We start from the raw sequence: 22,341 nt of genomic DNA on the forward strand, positions 1-22,341 counted from the left end.
TCTAGATCCGAGAACTATTAAATATTTATTTTTCAAATCCCTCTCTTATTCGCCTAGGTATTACTATTTTAGGGATAACAATTGCCTAAAGCTTTCTCTGTGAAAGCTTCCTAACCTTCAATATAAACTAAATGGTATTTACAATCGTACTTCTTAGCCTATTGTTGCTAATCATTTTCATTACCTACTTTAAAATCAATACATTTTTGGCTTTCTTGATCGTTTCGATCTTAGCTGCCATTGTTCTTGGCATTCCTTTGGCAAAGATTCCAGGGACGGTTGAAAAGGGGATAGGTTCTATCATGGGTGGGCTCACCTTGATCATTGTATTGGGAGCCATGCTCGGAAAATTAATCGCCCATAGTGGCGCTGCAGAAAATATTGCCACCGTTATGGTTCGCCTGTTCGGGGTCAAGCATTTGCAATGGGGAATGGCATTTACCGGTTTTATCGTCGGTATTCCCTTGTTCTATGGCGTAGGCTTTGTATTGTTGGTACCCCTTATTTTTTCCATCGTCTATAAGTACAAATTACCCTTGGTCTATATCGGTTTGCCTATGCTGGCGGCCCTGTCGGTTACCCATGGCTTTATTCCGCCACACCCTTCTCCGGTAGCTCTGGTGGTCTTGTTCAATGCCAATATGGGGTTGACCTTGATCTATGGATTGCTCATCGCTATCCCAGCCATTATCATTGGTGGTCCCTTATTCAGTAAGACCCTCAAGAATATCAAAGCAGGAAAATCTGAAATCTTTCAACCGGCAGAACCAAAACCTGAAGACGAGAATTACCAAAAACCAGGTGCTTTCAATAGCTTTTTTACTGCATTATTACCGGTTGTCATGATCGTTCTGTTTACCGTCTTGCCCTATGTGGTGCCGAAAGAAGCAACCTTTATGCATGAAATCATAGCGTTTTTAGGTTCGGCAAACATCGTGATGCTCATTGCCGTGATCTACGCCATGTTTTCACTGGGTATCTTCCAAGGTAGACCCATTAAAGAGGTGATGTCGGTGTATGCAGATGCGGTCAAGGATATTGCCATGATCTTATTGATTATTGCCGGCTCTGGGGTATTCAAGGAGGTTATGGAGGCTAGCGGTGTCAGCTTGAAATTGGCTGAGGCACTACAAGGCTTACCTATACATCCTTTGATCTTGGCCTGGATGATCACCGCCATTATCCGTGGATGTATTGGATCCGCAACCGTCGCCGCCCTTACTGCAGCAAGTGTACTGTTGCCACTATTGCAGGCGACTAATATTAACCCTAACCTTATGGTCCTTTCCATTGGAGCAGGCAGTCTCATGTTTTCACATGTAAATGACTCAGGTTTTTGGATGTTTAAAGAATATTTAGGAATATCGGTAAAAGATACGTTCCGGTCTTGGTCGATGATGGAGGCCATTGTCTCCACCGTTGGTTTGATCGGGGTCATGATCTTATCTCTATTTATATAAAAATTACTAATCAAAAAAATAATAAATCATGTGGAATGCAGATGAACAATTTGAAAAATTAGGTTTAACATTACCTCCAGCTCCAAAACCTCTTGGCGTGTACAAACCATGTTTGGTCGATGGAAAATATCTTTACTTATCGGGTCATGGTACGGTTCAAAATGATGGAACCTTGATCATTGGCCGTGTTGGCGAGGATATGGATATGGAAGCTGGTAAATTAGCCGCTAGACAGGTCGGACTGGCTATGCTGGCTACTATAAAAGCCAATTTAGGTTCGCTGAACAAAGTAAAACGTGTCATCAAAGTTTTGGGGATGGTCAATGCCACGCCTGATTTTGAAAGACATCCTTATGTCATCAATGGCTGCAGCGAATTGTTTGCATCCGTTTGGGGCGAAGAAAATGGAGTAGGCGTTAGATCTGCTGTAGGTTTTGGTTCCCTTCCGGACAATATCCCCGTGGAGATTGAAGCCATGTTTGAATTACATCAAGATTAAGAAATGGAAAATTGGTTCGAAGTAAAAAATTCAGATTGTATCGCTTCGCCGGCTCTCTTGCTCTATCCTGATCGGATTACCCGAAATATCCGTTTGCTCAAAAAGATGGTGGCAAATGATACCTCGAGATTGCGTCCCCATGCCAAGACCCATAAAATGCTTGAGGTCAGCAAAATGATGATTGATGAGGGTATCGAGCAATTCAAATGTTCCACCATTGCTGAAGCAGAAATGCTGGCACTGAGCAATGCAAAGGATGTGCTCTTGGCTTACCAACCTGTAGGCCCTAATATGAAGCGATTCCTTAAACTAGTCCAAGAATATCCGAACACCCATTTTTCCTGCTTGTTGGATAATATCGATTCCATCCAAAACCTCAATGAACTGGCTAAGGAGCTTGGTTTAAAAGTCAGTTTTTACCTAGATTTAGATGTAGGCATGGGCAGGACTGGAGCATCCATTAAGAATATAGAAAACCTTTGGGATTGCATTGCTGCGCAAGATCATTTGGTTCTTGAGGGCATACATGGATATGATGGACAGATTAATAATGTTGATTCTGCCATTCGTGAGAAAGAAGCAGATTCTGGATATGATATACTCAAAGAGGCATTCGATTATTTACAGGAGAAATGCGCATATCCGCTTAAAATTGTCGTGGGTGGATCGCCTTCATTTACTCGGCATGCAGAACGCCCGAATGTGGCCTGTAGCCCTGGAACCTTTGTATTTTGGGATTGGGGCTATTCCCAGAAGATTCCGGAACAAGCTTTTGACGTAGCTGCCGTATTATTGACCCGGGTCATATCCGTGATCAATGAGCACCGCGTATGCATAGACTTGGGCTATAAAGCCGTAGCTTCCGAATCACCATTGCCGAGAGTCAAATTTTTGAATGCAGACGATGCTGTACCAGTCTTACAAAGCGAAGAGCACATGGTACTGAATGTCAATGATAGCCAGGAGTATCCTGTAGGGACTGAGCTGTATGCCATTCCGCTACATATCTGTCCAACCGTTGCCTTATATGATAAGGTATCAGTCATTGAAGACCATCGAAAAGTAAAGAATTGGCAAGTCATAGCCAGAAACAGAATGTTGAATATTTAAGCATTATTATGCAAGAACAGCCTTTTTTGATTGATGGACACCTAGATCTGAGTATGAATGCCATGGAATGGAACAGGGATTTACGGATCCCCATTTCCGAACTGAACAGGAGGGAAGAAGGTATGCATGATAAACCCGACAGGGCTAAAGCGACTGTAACCTTCGACGAACTCCGGAAAGGTAATATTGGTCTTGTCGTCGCTACCCAGATTGCTCGATATGTGGAACATGGAAGTTTCCTGCCGGGTTGGTTATCTCCTGAACAGGCATGGGCACAAACTCAAGGGCAATTGGCTTGGTATAAAGCGATGGAGGCGGATGGGCAGCTGAAAATGATCCGGACAAAATCAGAACTGGATGCACATGTTGCGTCTTGGAATAATACTAAAGAAGATGAAAAAAAGCCTATCGGTTATATCCTGAGCCTTGAAGGAGCCGATAGCATAGTCAACCTTTCTTATCTGGAGCGTGCTTACGAATATGGCCTTCGTGCTCTAGGGCCAGCTCATTATGGTCCAGGTCGATATGCCAATGGCACCGATTCCAGTGGTAAGTTAAATCAGGACGGGATTTCCTTACTCAAGGAAATGGACAGTCTGCATATGATCCTGGATGCGACGCATCTCAATGACGATGCATTTTGGGATGCTTTAAATCGATATAAAGGGCCTGTATGGGCCAGCCATAACAATTGTCGCACTTTTGTGGATCACAACCGGCAATTCTCGGATGACATGATAAAGGCTTTGATCGATCGGGATGCCGTTATTGGTGTAGCATTGGATGCCTGGATGATGGTCCCGAATTGGATTCGAGGAACATCTACTCCAAAAGGAACAGGCTGCAATATGGAAATCATGGCCAACAATATCGATCATATCTGTCAGCTTGCCGGAAACACTAACCATGTAGCAGTAGGCAGTGATTTGGATGGCGCCTTTGGAAAAGAACAATGTCCCTATGATCTAGAAACTATTGCCGATATTCAAAAGGTCTTCCCGATCTTAAGAAATAGAGGCTATGCAGAGGAAGATATTCAGAAGATTGCAAATGGCAATTGGCTGAGGTTTATGAGGGGGAGTTTGAATTTATCTTAGGTGGGGCGTATTGTAGACGCGCGTTGGTTTGAACCAGGATGGAAGGGATGAGAGGATAGACCAAGATTATTGGCGGCATTTCCTTTAGCTAAATTTATCCAGGTTTGTAGGGGCGTATTGCATACGCCCGTTGGTTTGAACCAGGATTAAAGGGATTGGAGGATAGACCAAGATTATTGACGGTATTTTCTTTAGCTAAAATTATCCAGGTTTGTAGGGGCGAATTGCATACGCCCGCCGCATACATTTGAACCAGGATTAAAGGGATGTGAGGATAGACCAAGATTATTGGCGGCATTTCCTTTAGCTAAATTTAACCAGGTTTGCACGGGCATATCTCGTACTCTCGCTGATATAAATTCTTATGATTTCCAACCGAATTCTACCCCTCAACTTTATTTATATATTTCACTAACTCCTTCCTTTTTTAATCTCCCTAATCAAATTCTTTATTCTTTCTCAATAAATCTCCAATCTCTCCAATTTATCGACTATCAAGCGATATCATTTTGACCTTATTCGTACCACGTTCGGAATTTTCCGAATATGCCTCGAATGATTCTCGAATATGGTCCGAATGGACGACCGAAAATTTTTTCATGCTCATGCTCTTGTTAGACATAATAAAGTTTTGTAACAAAAATGTTATTAACACAGGGGTAATATTAGTTTATGTGCTATTTAATGGTTTTAGCACCGATTAAATGGCATTTTGTATTATTATTAATTTAAATTTTTAACAAAAAACCACGAAATCAATGAAAATTTACGCAAACGATTGCTGTTTTTTTTCTTTTAATTATCTCTTATCATTACCTCAATAATCAATTTTACTAACCGCTAACTATGAACATGAAAAAGGGGAAACCTATTAAAAAACCTATGTCCAATGTTTTCAAGCTTGTCCCAAAATGGGGTCAGGTTTCAGTAGCAACCTTATTGATTTCATCAATGTGTCCAATTGATGTTTTAGGTGCCACAAACATTTCGGAATTATTTCCAAACGTATCCATGATTGCTCAACAGCAGACCGTTTTCACAGGAACGGTTAAGGATGCCAATGGCAATCTGTTGCAAGGGGTAACCATCTCCGTAAAGGGACAAACCAAAGCGCTGACTTCTACCGATGCAAATGGTAGATTCGTCGCCGAAGTACCATCAAATGCTACACTTGTTTTCAAGTTGGTAGGATTTGAATTTCTGGAAGTGCCACTTTCAGAGAATGAAAAGGACATCACCGTAACTTTAAATGAGGATCTGGCAGGAATCGACGAAGTTGTGGTTGTCGGATTCGGTACGCAGAAGAAAGAAAGTAATGTGGGTTCGCAAGCGACCATCAAGAGAGAAGAGCTTAAGGTTCCAGTTGCTAACTTGACTACTGCAATCGCCGGTCGTTTGGCTGGGGTAGTAGCCACGCAGCGTAGTGGAGGTCCAGGTTCTGGTGGAGCAAACCTTTTTGTTCGTGGGGTATCGACCTTTGCGAGTTCTCCGCAATCGCCATTATTGATCGTGGATGGAGTTCCTGATCGTGATATCAACAATATCGATCCAGAGGACATCGAAAGCTTCACGATCCTGAAGGATGCAACCGCGACTGCCGTTTACGGTACGAGAGGTGCGAATGGTGTAATTATCATCAATACCCGTAAAGGTAAGGCTGGTAAACCAACCATTTCAGCCGAACTTCAACAGGGTATCACAGGCTTTACCTATCTACCTGAATTTGTGGATGGACCAACCTTTATGGAATTGTTCAACGAAGGTTTGACCATGCGTGGCAAGCAGCCATTCTACACACCTGAAAGAATAGAATTGCACAGAACAGGTGCCGATCCGGATCTATATCCTAATGTGAATTGGTATGATGTGCTTTTCAAAAACAATGCTACCAATAACAGAGCCAACGTAAATATTACCGGTGGTGCAGATATTGCCCAGTATTATTTGTCGCTAGGCTATTACAATGAAACTGGTCAGTTTAAAACTGAAGATATCGATACCTATAATTCAGCATTGAAAGAAGATCGATTTAATTTCACCAGTAATTTGACCGTCAATGTAACCCCAAATACCAAGATTGACTTTGGTATCAATGGTTTCTTGAAAAACTATAATGAACCGGCAAGGGGTAGGGACTATATTTTCGCTTTGGCGACACAGACCTCTCCACATGTTATTCCAGTTCAATACTCGGATGGTTCATGGCCATTTGTGAAGGGAGCTACAGAAAACCCTTACAAGGCTTTGACGCAATCAGGTATCAATAACAGATATGACAACGTAGTTCGTTCCAACCTGAGATTGACTCAACAATTAGGCTTCTTGACCGAAGGATTGAGTGCAAATGGATTATTCGCATTTGATGCTACGGTTCAATCCGTACTTTCCAGGGTTAGAAATCTACCTGCTTATTTTGCAGAAGGCAGAGATGATGAAGGAAACCTAATTTTGAACTTGACGGATGCAGGATCTCCAGACCTAAACTTTGGATTGGGAAGATCGTCTTCCCGTCGTCTATATGCAGAAGCATCATTGAACTATAACCGTGCATTTGGAGACCATGAGGTTGGCGGTTTATTATTGTTCAACCAAACGGATTTCTCAGATGCAGCATCCAATGTTGGTTCGTACCAAGCAGCTATTCCTTACAGAAATAGAAATTTAGTGGGAAGAGCAACTTATGCGTACAATAGAAAATACCTTTTTGAATCCAACTTCTCCTATTCAGGATCGGACAACTTTACGCCAAATAACCGATTTGGATTGTTCTCATCTGTAGGTTTAGGATGGGTGATCTCAAATGAGGCCTTCTTCGAGCCATTGAAAGATCATATCGATCACTTGAAATTACGTTATTCATATGGTTCATCAGGAAACTCGAATACTGGAAACCGCTTCTTGTACCTAACCAGATTTGGACAAAGTGGAGGTTCTTATAATTTCGGTATTCCAGGATCGCAAAGAGGCTTTACAGGTTATGTAGAATCCTTGATGCGTGGTGATGTAACTTGGGAAACTTCCTACAGACATAATATCGGTTTCGAGATCAACCTATTCAATAGCGAATTGCAATTTATAGCTGAATTATTCAAGGAAGATAGAGAGGGCATCTTGATGCAAGGTTTGGATATTCCTTATGTATCGGGATATAACTCAGGAAACGTTCCTTACAAAAATATTGGCGAGACTGCCAACAAGGGTATTGACTTAACCTTGGAGTACAACAAGCAAATGACCAATGGTTTCTTTATGGCTAGAGGTACGATGAACTACAACTCTAACCGTGCTGTAAAAGATAACTTACCGCCATGGGCTTTCCCATACCTGAACAGAGAAGGGCACCGCATTTCACAACGTTTCGGATACATTGACCAAGGCTTGTTCAAGACAGACGAGGAGATAGCAAACTCTGCATCTCAAGCTGGTGATGTGCGTGTGGGTGATATCAGATACAAGGATTTGAATGGTGATGGTATCATTAACTCCAATGACCAAACGGCTATTGGTTATGGTTCGACTCCATTATTGACTTACGGTATTACCCTAGGTGGAGGATTTAAGGGATTTGATATGAGCTTATTCTTCCAAGGTGCTGGTATGGTCGATCTAAACTATGCAAGTGGATTTGCTGTAACACCGTTCTCACAAGGTGCTACTTATGGAAACATGTATACCAACCTATTAGACCGTTGGGATCCAAATAACCCTGATAAAGAAACTTTGTACCCAAGATTATCGACGAATGAAACCGTTACGACCAACTACTATGGAAGTACATATTGGTTGCATCGCTCAGATTTCCTTCGCTTGAAGCAAGCAGAATTTGGTTACAACTTTACAGAAAGATCATGGTTGGATAGAATTGGTGTTTCTAAGTTCAGGATCTATGTGAATGGAACCAACTTGTTCACGGTTTCAAAATGGGATTTCTGGGATCCAGAAATGGGTGATGGTAGAGGAACAGCTTACCCTATTACACGAGTTTACAATATGGGGATAAGACTAAATTTTAAATAAGAACAGCAATGAAAATCAATTATAAAAAAATATCGATCATGTTGTTGCTTGCCGCGACAACGATGTCCATGAACAGTTGCAACGATAAGTTCTTCGATGCACAACCGGACAACCTATTGAATATTGAAACCATATTTTCCAACCGTGCACAAACGGAAAACTATTGGGGAGGTTTGTATTCTCCGATCCAGGATGTTTGGGATCAGCCATATAATTACTTTTGGTCAGCGATCACCGACGAAATGGACGTATCCAATTGGCAGGAATTCCCAGCGAATTCAGGCGCATTGTCCGCTGATAATGTGAATACCATGTATGTCAATTATTACAATAAAATCAGACAGGCTCAGATTTTCATTGATAATGTAGACCGTTGTACTGAGTTATTGACTGCGGAGAATGGTGCTACCTTGGTCAAGGAATATAAGGCGGAAGCAAAATTCTTAAGGGCCTTCTATTACTGGTCAGTAATGAAAATGCACGGTCCAGCGGTTATCCTTCCTTTAGTAAGTGATGATGCAGCGGGTGAGAATTACCAGATTCCAAGAAGTTCTTGGGATGAGTCAGTGGCTTTTGTCATTGCACAGATAGACGAGGCGATCAAAGACCTTCCGGTAGAGCATTTCCAAATGGGAACCACGACAGTTGATGGAACGCAATTAGGTCGTATCAACCGCATGGTTGCGGAAGCAGTAAAATCTGAAATCCTATTGTTCCATGCTAGTCCATTATACAATGGTAATACGGCTATGTCCAACTGGAGAAATTTGGATGGCAAGCAATTGATCAATCCAACTTATGATGCCTCACGTTGGCAAAAAGCTGCTACCCAAGCTAAAGCAGCCATTGACCTAGCAGAAAGAAATGGAAAAGCATTATTTGTAAAAACGGGTGCCAATGATTTTGAAACGGCATACCTTTCAACAAGAGATGTATTCTGGGATGGATACCAAAAAGAAGGTATCTGGTTAAGGCCAGCTACCAACCGCTACCAATGGGAAATCCATGCTTCGCCAAGAGCGATCTCGGGTACAGCTTACAATGGATTGGCAGTTGTTCAAGAGTTGGTGGATGATTTCAGAATGCAAAATGGACAAACCATCCAACAAAGCAGTACTTATAATGAAAATACCTATTCAAGTGTTGAAACTAGGTACTATGCAGAAGGAACCAATAAAATGTATATGGACCGCGAACCAAGGTTCTATTCTTATATCACTTTCAACGGATCATTGATTCCGGGTGCTCCAAAAACAGGGATGAAATGGGTTGAATTTTTCGCAACAGGTAACTCAGGTAAAAATGGTGCTCCTAGGGATTGGCCTAAAACAGGTTATACCGCTAGAAAAAATATTCATCCTTCATTTTCTGTGAACCCATCGAATGCAACTAACCGTGCAGCCATGTTGATCAGGTTATCAGAGCTTTATCTAAACTATGCAGAGGCATTGAATGAAGCACAACCAAACCACCCAGATGTATTGGTTTACTTGAATAAGGTAAGAACCAGAGCAGGGCTTCCGGCATTGGCATCAGGTTTATCACAAGCACGTGTAAGACAAGAGATCCGTACAGAGCGTCGAGTAGAGTTATGTTTTGAAGGAAAGCGCTTTTTTGATGTAAGAAGATGGAAAGTTGCTGACCAAGAAGGTTATAGACAAGGTGGAAATTATGAAGGTATGGATATGACAAAAGGTACGGCTATCAATAGTCCTGATTTCTATAAACGTGTGCCTGCTGTATTGAGAGCACCATGGGAGGACAAAAATTACTTTATGCCTTGGCATCAAATGGAAATTGACCGTAATAAACAATTGGTACAGATTCCAGGCTATTAATCATGAATTTTATGAAAAAGAATAATAAATCATTTATTGCAATCTGCTTAGGATTATTGGCCATGGTTTCCTGTAAGGAAGATGTGCCAACCTATGAAGAATTGAACGATACCCGAGAAGAAGCAAAGTTAAATGTACAGAAGGCAACTGATGGCAGGCAAGACCTTGTGATTTTTCCTCAGATCGATGAAAGAAAAGACCAGTTTAGAGTTAATTATGGTGGTGTTGGTTATCCAGCAGAAGATCTGCGGATAAGCTTTGCGCAAGACCAAAAAGCATTGGACAGCGTCAATAAGATCCGTGAGATCAATGGACAAGAATTGCTATTGCCATTTCCAGCAGGAAGTTTCAATATCGATAAGGAGTCAGTCGTGATCCCTAAGGGAAAGACTAGTTCTGAATATTTGACACTGACTTACAATCCTAAGAAATTTGATCTGAGCAAGGAATATATGTTAGCACTAACCGCTACCAATGATCAGGGATACTCCTTTTTCCCAACTGGAAAAACTATCCTTTATTATGCAGCGGTCGTGGAGAAGGTTCAACCAAAAACAAACTGGGAAGCTAAGGCAGACTCAGAAGAGTTGACAGGAGAGGGCGAGTCTAACGGAAAAGTGAAATTTGTAATCGATAACAGCATCAATACCTTCTGGCATACGCAGTGGCAAGGGAACCAGCCAAACTTCCCACATTGGGTTGAAGTGGATTTCAAAGCCGATGTATATGTGACGAAGATTGGACTGACCAGAAGACAGAATAATACCAATGGCTTTAAAACCTTTGATATTTTAGGAAGTACCGATGGTACCACTTGGAAAACCTTAGCGGTTGATCAGGTGATGGACAGGACAGAGATTGAGATGCAGAAATTTGAAGTTCCAGCACAGTTCCTGAAAAAGATCAAGATCAATATTAAAGATAATTTCAATGGACAGGCATCTACCCACCTAGCTGAAATTGATGTATTGGGGTATTAAGGAAAAGCGTTAGTTAAGTTTGGATAATTATTAGATTAATTAGGTTATGGCCGTTTAGAAATAAGCGGCCATTTTTTATTCAATAAAATAATTAGAATAGTAATCTTCGGACATAACCGTTACCTTCCATAAGTTGATTTTCTGGAAGCTTGAATTTTTCGATTTTGTTGTCAATACTCGGATAATGGTTGAATTTCGTTTATATAGCTGTACCATTTTGTCGCCTAAGAAGAAGTGGTCAAAAATAGAATATTTGTTGTTTTTTAATCCTGATTTGAATTTCTTGAAGATTTGTGGATTAAAGATTTCTAAGGAAATACTCTTGACAACATTTTGAGATGAGGAAAATAGCTGTATCCTTGACTCTTCATTTCTTCTTATATATTGATTTTTGGAAACACTAACTGTTTTATTTGCCAAATATTCATAATTCGTTTCAGGCTTATGGTTCAATACAATAAAAATATTTCCTTTTTCATTTGTCAGACTTGATATTTTCCAGGCCTTTTTCTTAAGATAATTGATGGTTTTATTTGAATCCATGCTATGGAGCATAAGAAACTGTTCTAACGTTAGATTCTGAGCGAAGGATAAAAAAGGAATTAAAATTAAAGTAATGGTGAGTAGAATTTTCATTATTTAAATTTGATGCAAAATAACGCAATTATTTCCTAATAGTTATAAAAATATTTAACAAAGTTGTTTTATTGTTGTATTGGTTAGTGAAAGGAGGGTAGCACCCCAGTTCTTGGTCCATCCTCCCATCCTTTGTGGGTTAGCCCGTCTAACCCATCCTGGTTCATTCCCAGTTCTTGGTTTATCCTCCCATCCCATCCATCCTGGTTCAAATATCCATTAGGTGATCGTCATCTCGGTACCGCTGATGATCGTCTCAACCTTTGGGGCTGATCCCCGAGCGGCATCTCGGCTTCGCTCGATAACCGTCGAGGGGGAGTTGAGGGGGAATGGAACTCAATCCTGGTTCTCCATTAATATTTACTTAAAATCCAAAAAATTGAATAGAAATAGTTATTTTATGCTTGAAAACATTTTTTATTTACACACTAGCTAATTCAGCATGGAAAACAGATTGGAAAAAGAAGTCTTTGAATTAATTAAAACACTTCAATTACCTGAATTGGTGTTGGAGATCTTCAATGGGAATATCTCAGACCCTGAAATAGTTGAGTTGATGAAATATAATTATTCCAAGCCTGAGTCGATTTTGGAATTAACTGATGAAGAACGCAAAACTTATCAAGTGGATCAATATAAGCCGATATTAAATTTTAATAGTTATCAAATTTTGGCTTATGATGTTACAAATAAAGGATTTTTCCTTTACGATTTGGAAAAAGACATAGATGAACCAAAATTGTTCACCTGGGATGGTGTTTGGTTGGATGAGGTTTCTTTTTGGTGGGAAAACGAATGGTCTGATGATGAAATTCGGAAAGTGGCAAAGGCATTAAACTTGAAACACGTTGATGAAATAATTAAAAGTTTGGAGGAAAATGATGAGGAAGGAACGCTTTCAACTTTTGAGGAAAAAGACGCTTGGTTGAACAAAATGATTAATAAATATGAAATGAGGGTGCGGTAAAGGTTTTATTGGAAAACTAAAAGGATGGATCTCAATAGACTTTAAAGTATATCGAGATCCATTTTTTGTATTCGATTAAATATCTTCATGTGATTTGGGTTTTGGGAATTACATCCATAGGTACATAATCAGCAATAAGACGATTCCAAAAGCCCAGACCCATAGGAAGGCATATTTGATATATTTTCCTAATTCTACATTGGCTAATCCCACAGCTAACCATACTGCCGGAGCAAATGGACAGATAAATGTGCCTACTATATTTCCTACCATCATAAATTGGATGGCCCGGCTGCTGTCGACACCATATTCGGAAACAATCTGTTCGATAACGGGGAACAGTGCAAAATAGGTGGCGTCTGTACTGAGCAAGAGTTCTATTGGGACACCTAGGAAGGCGATAATATAATGAAGATTGGGGACTGCCTGCTTAGGCAATACCATGACAAGATCGTTGGCAATAGATTCCAGCATGCCACTTTCACTCAGAATACCCATAAAGGACCCTGCAACAATAATGATGGATGCCATAAGCAGTGCATTTGGCGCATGGACTTTTATGCGTCGCATCTGTTGCTCCTTTTTGGGAAAATTAATAAAGAGAATGATACTGCATCCTAACATGAAAATCAGCCCTGGTGGAAGAATCCCTGAGAATAGTAAAACAAAAATAAAAAGGGCAATCAAGCTGTTTAACCAAAGTGGTTTAATGTGCTCTTTGTCAATGGTTTCAGTTTGGCTGTGCATTCCAGGTGTCAGTTCTTGATTTTCTAGTTCAACTAATTTACCATTGGTTTTCATTTTCTCTCGCCATCCAAAATAAAAGGCCATTATCAAGACAAGCAGAAAACCCATGATCTGGATAGGAATCAAAGGTTTCCATAATTCGAAGGGATCCATTTCCATTATAATACCGGCCCTGCCCATTGGACCAGCCCATGGAATCAGGTTCATGACTCCAGCACTCAGTCCGACCAACAATAGCAGCAGATGCGGACTCATTTTTAGCCTTTGGTATATGGGAAGCAAGGGTGGAATCGTTAATAGAAAAGTGGATGCACCCGAACCGTCAATATGGGCAATGGCAGCTATAATAACGGTGCCACAGGTTATAGCGATTTGGTTTGATCCCGTTTTCTTCAGGACAAAGTTTATCAGTGGATCGAAAAAACCGATATCCTGCAAGATGCCGAAAAATAGGATCGCAAAAATAAACATAACGGCAATCCCCGTTACCTTATTGATCCCTTCGGTGTAGAATGTTGCTATTTCACTTTGTGAAAAACCTGCAATCAATGCAGCTACCAAAGGTACTATACTTAGAACCACAATGGGTGAAAAACGCTTGCCCATCAAGAGGATAACAATGATCAAGATTGTTATCAAGCCAATAATACTTAGCATATAAGATTTATTTTAATTGATTATCTAGGGAGATATATTTTAAGCAACAAAAACTTAATCGTTGATAAAATATTTATCTTTACAATTATTTCGCAAATTAGTAATATGTAAAAGAAATAGGCTGTGATTATGCATTCGGAAATGATTCTAAAGGTCCATTTTGGTTTCCGAAAGGTTTTCGAAAGTGGGTAAGTGCTTAATATTTAATATTATATGGTTATTATTTCAAATAAGGAAGATTTGATTGAATTAATGGAACGGGTATTTGAAAAGTACGAAAAAGAGTCCGGCGATATATTAATCAGAAATACCAATCGGGAGAATTACGGCAAATTGGCTAGGGTATTGAGTGAAATCAGTAGGCAATTGCCTTATACTTCTGCAGACCTAGCTCATGATCCTTATGAAGAGGATGCACAACCTAATCTGAACTACCCCAATCGGAAATACGATATCACAGGTGGGCAATTAAAGGATGCTTATTTTGGCATTGTCAGCAATCCGCGTCCCTATCTCATCGATGCCTGCTTAATTTATTTGACTGGCAAAGGTTCCAGGGCAAATCAGGATAAAGAATTTGCCACACCACTTAGGAGGAAATCCTTGTTGTATGGCAATTTGGTTCTGAAACCTAAAGTATTATTATTGCTTCTGCTAACCAGTCTAATCGTTATTCTTTTGTTAGGTTTAATAATACTCCGGTTGAATCGTAAAGAAAAGGGTATTGAAGTCTCATACAGCCCCTTGGCATCGGAAATTAAAGCTTTATCGGGGATCTGGTTATATTATACAGGTGCCCCTCAGGCAAGGTCTAATGAACCAAACCGTTTTCGTCAATTCGTTAACAACATCGTTGAAATTAAATACCATAAAGGGAAGTTTGAATTCATCCGTCATGGCGCCAATATCAATCATTATGGCTATATGGTCTATAATTCGCCTGCTATTGTATCCATCCATAGTTATGTGAGTCGGAAGAAGAATGGGGAGGTCCTTTCGCCAAGCCACTCCTTAGGAAGGTTGGATACCTTGAAAAAGAGGATGGTCGCTTTGTCTACAACATGGAGCTTCGAATCAGATAATCGGGATGGGATCATCGCTATCCGCAATTTATACCATAAAGTAGCAGATGCTGGAAGTTTGAACCAAATCATAAATACCCAAGAAAATGCTGCCTGTAATTGTAAGATAATAGAATGGCGACATGGAAATAGCAGTAAACAGTATAAACTGCAATACAAGAATTTGGACAAGGATGAAAATGAGGAACTGAAGTCTCATTTGAATGAGGAAAGCATCTTATTGCTGAATCCAAGAAAGGATGTTGTTTTATTGGAGTAAAATCATGTTTCTTTTCTTGAGTATTTCTAGGTTTTTCTTCTTGATTATGAATAACTTATTTTAGGTAAACTGTTGTTTTTCAGACAATTGTAAGGTTCGCTAAGTATATTGCTCACTTCACTCATTAAAGTTTGGTATTCACTCAAAACCAGGCTATTACTCTTGTTTAACTAGTAGTTTTAAGGTTCCATTTTTATCAACAGATAATTAGGTTCGAATTACTATTTAAACAAAAATATCATGGAAAACTTGTTTTCATTTAAGGTTAAGGAAGGTCAGATACTTCCTGATACCGGCACGCTCAAGAATTTGAATTGGAAGACGGAGGGAAATGTAGCCATGGAAGAGACGGCGATGAAGCTATCTGATTCGCATGTTGACATTGAACTAGACATCCCCGATGATCAGTTAACTGAATTTACCCTGACTTTGGAGTTAACTCCAGACCAGGTTAATGGAAATAAACAGATGATTTTTGAGAGTGAGGGCAAACCGATCTCTCTTTATTTGGATCCTAATGGAAATTTGGTCTCAGAGATCGATAGTGATCAAGGTATGAAAACCTTAATGAGTTCCGAACCAATGCCTGAAGGTAAGCCTAGTACCATCCGAATATTAAAATATGCAAATGGATTGGCAGAGTTGGAAGTTAACGGAAAAGTTATGGCCTCTGATGCCAAAATGGGTAAGATCAATAATTGGGGAAAACAGCAATTCCGATTAGGTGGATCATTTAATGGTTCTGCTAGTTCTTTCCAAGGAAGTATCGCTAAAGTAGAAATGGAGAATGAAGCGATTAGCTCGAGCTTGATGCAGGAGAAGGCAAAAGAGGTCAAAATCCTTTCCGAAAAGATAAAATCAGTATTAGATATTCAAAATGTCCGGATCTATATAGATTTTAATGAAGGAAGAAGTCATTTAAAAAGGATCAAACAGGTGATGCAGTCCTTGGGAATCAAGTCAATCGATGATTTGGGCACCTTGAAGCTGGAAGGTAATAAAAGCATTAAACCTGGTGATGTTTTGATTGGCAAGAAGAAGTATAATATGGAAGATGTATGGCATAATTGGGCAGTTACATTTAATTCGGCATCCATTACCTCTAAAGTGGATATTCTGAATAATAACCTGGGGAATGCGAAGAGTTTCAACCATTTTGAAATCAAGAAAACTCGAGTACCCTCTATCCCTGATATATTGAATCGAGGTGGGACCAGAAGGCGAGGTTTGAATCTAGGTAGTACTAACCCAAGATCAACAGGGATAAATTTGAAGGATCTATTCAAGGAAACCGATGGGAAAGTGGAATTAGCCAACAAGACCGATTTCAAGAAATCATTTGAAGCGATAAACCCAGCACTTTGGCCAACTTTGACTGAGGGATTTCATGTCATGGGAGGACCTGCGGTAATTGGACAAAGGGAGACCGTTATCATTGCCAAAAAGATTGATTTAACGAATGTGCATTTGGAGGTATCTGCTGACGTAGAGACTTTAACGATATATGCGGAAGAGTTGATTTGTGGTCCTGATGCATGGATTATTTGGAAAAGACCAGGTGGATTTACGCCAGCTCGCACGGATGATCCTTATTTGAATGGTTTGCCGAATTATGACCGTTCGAAACGGAGTCGGGACCATAATAACCATACAGGTCGACAAGGAGGTCGAGGAAATGATGGCATAGCTGGCCAAAATGGTGCCGCAGGCAGAAATGCACCCAATTTAAAATTATGGGTAAAGGATTTAAAGAATCTTCCCAATATTGATTTAAATGGAGAAAACGGAATTCAGGGTGGCCAAGGACAACGAGGTGGCAATGGTGGCAATGGAGAGGGTGGACGATATGGATTAGTCTGGTTTTGGGGTTCTTGTCATGTTGAAGGTGGCAATGGAGGTCGTGGTGGAGATGGCGGCAACGGTGGAAATGGTGGAATGGGTGGAGTAGGAGGCAATGCTGGAAATATCTCGATTGGCGTGCTTACTGGAACTTTGGAACAATCGGTTACCAACCAACGATTCAAATGGAAAAATCAAGGTGGACAGGCTGGTTTTGGTGGCCCCGGAGCCGATGGCGGTGATGGTGGCATAGGCGGTATTGCGGGAAACGGAGAGGATTGCAAAGGAGCCAGAAATGGAGATACAGGAGCGAAAGGGCAGCGTGGTTATGATGGTCCATTGGGGCAATATAACGGACAAGATGGGGAAAATGAGTTTTTCCAATTCACGCAAGCGGATTGGGATGAACAGATGACTTTGCCATTTATTACCTCAGCAAGTACTTATGAGGTGTTTCCAGGAGATAAGATCATCCTCAAAGGAAATATCTTTACTAACGCTGATACCTTTATTTATGATGGCAATGTAAGCTTGGAGAAGAAACTGTTGCCTGATGGCACAATGGAGGTCACCATGCCTGCTGATGCGAAAGGTGGATCCAAGCTGATATATTTTAAGCGGGCATCGGATAATGTGGAGAGTAATCGCATTATTATTCGGATTAAACCCCAATTGGATGAGTTTGCTAATGGATTGATCCCAGGTTCTGTGGTGGAGGTAACTGGAAAGGCATTTTTGGATGGAGCAGCGATATTGATCAATGGTCAGAGTCTGCCCACGACGGTTTCGAACGGAGGAACAAAGCTGAGTTTTACCATGGTTGGAGTGGATGCGGGAATGCAAGTGGGAGTTGAAAAATCTCTGCAGGTGCAGAACCCGGATGGTATGCTCAGTAATACCCGTGTGGCAAAGGTGAAAGGTGTATTGGAAATTCGCTTTAAATATGGTCACAACAATTTAGGTTTTCATAATCCTGACATCGGTAAGCCAAGTTGGGATACCTTTAAGGCTACCTTTGGCAGTTCAGAGGTCTGGCATGAATCGATAGATCCAATTTTTGGACATCCCATCCTGACAGCTGCATTTTATGCCTTTTATCATTACTTCCTGAAAGGAAAGGGAGATGGTGGATTAGCGACCGGATTTTGCACATCAATGTCCGCAAAGGTGGCTGATAACTTGTTTAATGAGAACAAGAATATCTCGACCATCCAGGAAGCAGACATCATCACCGAACTTACAGGTATCCATGGGAAACTATTGAGCAAAGAATCCCTGCTTTACTTTCATGATTGTGGAAAAAGGGCGGGCAAGAATATTGAAACAACCATAAGGCAGATTGAGACCACTTTCTTGAAAGGATGCGACCGGAACAATTCGCCATTGCTGTTTTTTATTCCTTCGGGTGAGGTTTGGGATAGTGGCTATTATGACAAGCTGAGTGATTCGCATTGTATTTTCCCTTATAAATTTATTTATCCTGACAACCATCCAGGAGCCCAGCTTTCCGCAGATGGGAAGACAACGGTAAATAGTTTGGATGGGGTGCAACTCAAAGTATGGGATTGTAACCACCATGATGAAGATGATTGTTTCTTGAGTTTTTATCTTGAAAGCGGAGAATTACGTTATAAATATGACAAGAAACCAGGTTTTACGCTAAGTAACGGTATTACATTAGCTATGATGAGCAATGGTGCCTATAACCTAGCGGATCATGATATGCCATTTTCAGGTCCATTAGGCTTAAGTACATTTGTTTTGGACTTTTTGTTGAGCCCAGCTGATATAGAAATTACAGATGCTGAAGGTAGAAAGACCGGTAATTTTGACGGAAAGCTGTATAGTGATATTCCAAACAGTCATCCTTGTTACCTGATCCCTGGAGCTTATCTATTGCCGTTTGGACAAAGTTTGACTCGCAATATCAAAGGCACTGCAAATGGCATCTATACTTACAACAGCATTATGCCGGATGGGGCGATGATAAAGCTGGAAAACATAGAAACCAAGAAGGATGAACGGGATATCTTGATGGTCAATGCAGATGCTACCCAGATTCGGTTAAAGAGCCAAAGGAATAAACCATTAGGCCTGACATTTTCTAGGGTCATTGAAAATGAAATCCGAAGTATCAGTATAAAAGGTCTGCAATTGCATGAAACCGAGGATGTGGATATGACATTGGCACCTGATTTAAGTTTCTGTCGGTTTGCTAATCCAAAGATGGTCTCTGAGGTATCGGTAGAGGCGACTGTAATGGATGAGTCAAAGGCAATTAAATCGAAACTTATGAAAAGCATACAGGTCCAAGCTAATGCAGACTTGGTATTTGCCATGAGCAATTGGAAGGATATGAATTTTCAATTGGATTCGATAGTTTATTAGCATAAGCTGAACTTTAATAAGATTGCCTATGGAGCTATGGAATTAAGAATATTTGATATATGCTGGTTTATGAGTTGAATAATTATAGTTGTATTAAAAAATCCCTGATTTCAGCTATAGGTCTGCACTTGATTTCGGAATAAATTTGTAATAACAATTTGAAGCTAAGTTTCAATATTGGAATTGAAAACAAGTAAAAAATAAAAAAGCATATTATGATAAGAAAATCTTTTGCATGCCTAGCCGTATTAGGCGCATTGACCCTAGGAAGTTGTGGATCTAGCTCGAAGAATGCAGCGGAATACAACAATTCAATCATTACAGTGATCAATGAGAATGAATCACATATTGCCAATATGAACTCAGCATTGACCTCTGCGGATTATGCCAAAGCAGAAACCGTACGTGCAGAATGGGAAAAAGCTTTAAATGCTGATATCAAGAAAGTAGAAGACCTTGGTGATTTCAACGGAGATGCTGAATTCCAAACAGCTGTTGTGGATGGCTTAAAAGGATACCAGAAAATCGTAACTGATGCTTATCCTAAATTGATCGAAATCCGTAAGAACAATGTTGAAGATCCGGCTACGGAAACCAAATTGTTAGATGATATCAATAAAGCATTTGAAGATGCTGCGAACAATGTGAACAAGGCTTCAGATGCCTTCGAAGCAAAATACAATAAGTAGGTTATTATTAAGTGAAATAAAATGGCCCCGACCTGAAGGTTGGGGCTATTTTTATATAGGCTTAATGATATTTACTCGAATTCTAAGAGCATTAATATTTCTTTTGTCCCAAAATGAAATCCCTAATCGTATATGGAATAAATTATATTTCTTATCTTGAACAAGGTAATCCAAAAAGCATCTATTCCTTTTATATCTAATATATGAATCAACTTTTCAAATCACGTTTCTATTATTTCACATTACTTTTTGTTCTTGTTTCCATTAAAACCAGTTTTTCACAGATGAAATTTCAGATTAACGGAAAAATTGATAATTCGGTTTTTCGTCAGGCTGGATATACTATTGAAAATGGGGATTTAATTACCTTGGATTTTATTAATCTAGAAAGGATTGATTCTGCGATTGTCTCCAATGAACAGTTTCAATTTACCGGACAGGTAGATATTCCCTCTGTCGCCATGGTGAATTTTAAAGGTGGTGGTTTTCTTCTCTTAATTGATGAAAGCGAATATCAAGTCGTTGTAGCCGTTAGTGAACAAGGAAATGGGAGATACGCATATGATGATATCAGGATTGAAACACAGTCTCCATTCTTCAATCTTTGGAAAAATCTAGGTATGAGAAAAGGTGATTTAAATGATCAAAAGCTAGAGGTTCAAGATTTACTAAAGGGAGAAATTACGGATGCTGAGCGGAATTCTTATGAAGATGAACTGCAACAATTAAATGAAAAGTTGGCTGCATTGTATTACGATGCTTCAAAGGAGCATCCAGATACTTATGAAATGACTTATTTGCTGCCAGCGGCTCCAGATTTTTCCTATTCCAGGTACATTGATTATTATAATAAGTTATCTGCTGATATTAAAAATAGTTTTTATGGCGTAAATCTCTATAAAAGATTGCTCTTGACTAAACCAAATTAAATGAAGTTTCACAAAATAGTTCTTAGCAGCATTTGCTTTTTGATTTTTATTAATCACTGCTATTCTCAAGAAATAAATGAGAAAACCGTTCAACTTAAGGTGAATATCCAAGAATTAAAGGATTTCAATGATAATGTAAAGTTGATCTTTAATAGAACCGATACTATAGACTTAATAAATAAATCAAAAACCTGCTACGAAGGAGAGTTGAAAAGGAATTTTGATTTTGAACAACCAAAATCCGCTAGATTAATGGTTAATGCCGATGGAGTAGGGCAGGACGATAAAATTATTCAATCGCCATACTTCCTTATTGACAGCAGTAATATTGTAGTGAATTGGGATTTAGGCCAAGTTATTTCAGTCGAAGGAGGTCCTGAAAATCACATGCTCCAATTGTTCCATAAAGTGGAGCAGGAAGCTGCTAGTGAAATAAAAAACTATTCTATTGGACTCGACAGGGATATTATTGATTCTATCAATCAAGTGAAGAACATAAAGCTTTTGAAGATTATTGAAGAGAGTGTTGATTCCCATACCGCCTATACAAAACTGCTTACCCTCTTTAGGCCTTCCTCTTTTGATCTGAGAGCAGAGATTGAAAAAACTGTTTCTTCCTTTAGTAAAAGTTCCTTTAGCGATGAAGAATTAAGATTGCTAAAAAACAGATATGAAGAATATGTCCAAAGAGTAGAAATCCAGAATGACCCAAGTAACTTTCCGGTATTCTCCACTTTGCCTTTTCAAGAAACTATTTCCTTTGAATCATTGAAATCAAAACACGATTATCTGTTAATTGATGTATGGGCGACTTGGTGTGGACCTTGTTTGGCTCAGCATCCTACAATTGATTCACTCTATTCTGCAAACAAAGACACTAAAGATTTTACCATTGTGGGGCTTGCCATTTCATCCAGTAAAGACCATTGGCTTAATTATTTGAAAAAAGAAGTTGTAAAATATCCGAACTACTATTTGGATTCGGACAATTCGGAAATCTTCAAAAAAGCCTTAAATATTATGGAAATTCCGAGATATGTCTTGTTAAGAACCAAGGACTTAAAATTAGTGGAGCAGCAAATAGAATTTAATAACATAGAAAGGGTACTCAGGAAATATAAATTGATTGAATAAAGTGTTGTTGGAG

General features: G+C 39.7%; 15 protein-coding genes. 13 read left to right on the forward strand and 2 right to left on the reverse strand.

Annotation, left to right across the window (positions count from 1 at the left end; all coding sequences use genetic code 11):
* The first annotated feature begins 131 nt into the window (after positions 1-131).
* The 7 genes from ACK2WI_RS06225 to ACK2WI_RS06255 all read left to right on the forward strand — a co-directional run bounded on the left by ACK2WI_RS06225 (position 132) and on the right by ACK2WI_RS06255 (position 11,001).
* The gene (locus ACK2WI_RS06225; RefSeq protein WP_409150100.1) at positions 132-1,460 is read left to right on the forward strand and encodes a gluconate:H+ symporter; all 1,329 of its coding nucleotides are present in this window, start codon (positions 132-134) and stop codon (positions 1,458-1,460) included.
* Positions 1,461-1,488: 28 nt separating this feature from the next.
* Positions 1,489-1,959, forward strand: coding sequence for a RidA family protein (locus tag ACK2WI_RS06230; protein WP_409150101.1), 471 nt, complete (start codon positions 1,489-1,491; stop codon positions 1,957-1,959).
* Positions 1,960-1,962: 3 nt separating this feature from the next.
* A complete protein-coding gene (locus tag ACK2WI_RS06235; RefSeq protein ID WP_409150102.1) occupies positions 1,963-3,069 on the forward strand; it encodes a D-TA family PLP-dependent enzyme in 1,107 nt (368 codons plus the stop codon).
* An 8-nt stretch (positions 3,070-3,077) separates the two neighbouring features.
* Complete coding sequence (locus tag ACK2WI_RS06240) at positions 3,078-4,166, forward strand: dipeptidase (protein ID WP_409150103.1); 1,089 nt, start codon at positions 3,078-3,080, stop codon at positions 4,164-4,166.
* 846 nt (positions 4,167-5,012) lie between these two features.
* Positions 5,013-8,183: a SusC/RagA family TonB-linked outer membrane protein gene (locus ACK2WI_RS06245; RefSeq protein WP_409150104.1), complete on the forward strand. Its 3,171-nt coding sequence runs from the start codon at positions 5,013-5,015 to the stop codon at positions 8,181-8,183.
* Positions 8,184-8,191: 8 nt separating this feature from the next.
* A complete protein-coding gene (locus ACK2WI_RS06250) occupies positions 8,192-10,021 on the forward strand; it encodes a RagB/SusD family nutrient uptake outer membrane protein (protein ID WP_409150105.1) in 1,830 nt (609 codons plus the stop codon).
* 11 nt (positions 10,022-10,032) lie between these two features.
* Positions 10,033-11,001: a discoidin domain-containing protein gene (locus ACK2WI_RS06255; protein WP_169918999.1), complete on the forward strand. Its 969-nt coding sequence runs from the start codon at positions 10,033-10,035 to the stop codon at positions 10,999-11,001.
* A gap of 75 nt (positions 11,002-11,076) precedes the next feature.
* On the opposite strand, the gene ACK2WI_RS06260 is transcribed toward ACK2WI_RS06255, so the two are convergent.
* A complete protein-coding gene (locus ACK2WI_RS06260) occupies positions 11,077-11,544 on the reverse strand; it encodes a hypothetical protein (RefSeq protein WP_139185446.1) in 468 nt (155 codons plus the stop codon).
* Between the two features lie 547 nt (positions 11,545-12,091).
* On the opposite strand from ACK2WI_RS06260, the gene ACK2WI_RS06265 reads away from it, so the two are divergent.
* Entirely contained in the window at positions 12,092-12,604 is a 513-nt protein-coding gene (locus tag ACK2WI_RS06265; protein ID WP_409150106.1) for a hypothetical protein, read from the forward strand.
* A gap of 108 nt (positions 12,605-12,712) precedes the next feature.
* Here the strand turns inward: ACK2WI_RS06265 and ACK2WI_RS06270 are convergent, their stop codons facing one another.
* Positions 12,713-14,008, reverse strand: a complete 1,296-nt coding sequence (locus ACK2WI_RS06270) for a CitMHS family transporter (protein ID WP_409150107.1) — start codon at positions 14,006-14,008, stop codon at positions 12,713-12,715.
* 213 nt (positions 14,009-14,221) lie between these two features.
* Here ACK2WI_RS06270 and ACK2WI_RS06275 point away from each other — a divergent pair, with 213 nt between their 5' ends.
* The 5 genes from ACK2WI_RS06275 to ACK2WI_RS06295 all read left to right on the forward strand — a co-directional run bounded on the left by ACK2WI_RS06275 (position 14,222) and on the right by ACK2WI_RS06295 (position 22,328).
* Entirely contained in the window at positions 14,222-15,349 is a 1,128-nt protein-coding gene (locus ACK2WI_RS06275; protein WP_409150108.1) for a hypothetical protein, read from the forward strand.
* 240 nt (positions 15,350-15,589) lie between these two features.
* Positions 15,590-19,576 (forward strand): LamG-like jellyroll fold domain-containing protein, encoded by a 3,987-nt coding sequence (locus tag ACK2WI_RS06280; RefSeq protein ID WP_409150109.1) that lies wholly within the window; start codon positions 15,590-15,592, stop codon positions 19,574-19,576.
* A 215-nt stretch (positions 19,577-19,791) separates the two neighbouring features.
* Positions 19,792-20,265 (forward strand): hypothetical protein, encoded by a 474-nt coding sequence (locus ACK2WI_RS06285; RefSeq protein WP_409150110.1) that lies wholly within the window; start codon positions 19,792-19,794, stop codon positions 20,263-20,265.
* Positions 20,266-20,468: 203 nt separating this feature from the next.
* The gene (locus tag ACK2WI_RS06290) at positions 20,469-21,194 is read left to right on the forward strand and encodes a DUF4369 domain-containing protein (protein WP_409150111.1); all 726 of its coding nucleotides are present in this window, start codon (positions 20,469-20,471) and stop codon (positions 21,192-21,194) included.
* On the forward strand, positions 21,195-22,328 hold the full coding sequence (locus ACK2WI_RS06295) for a TlpA family protein disulfide reductase (protein ID WP_409150112.1): 1,134 nt from the start codon (positions 21,195-21,197) through the stop codon (positions 22,326-22,328).
* The last annotated feature ends 13 nt before the right edge of the window (positions 22,329-22,341 follow it).

The organism is Sphingobacterium sp. BS-2, assembly GCF_046161205.1.
GTDB classification, from domain to species: domain Bacteria; phylum Bacteroidota; class Bacteroidia; order Sphingobacteriales; family Sphingobacteriaceae; genus Sphingobacterium; species Sphingobacterium mizutaii.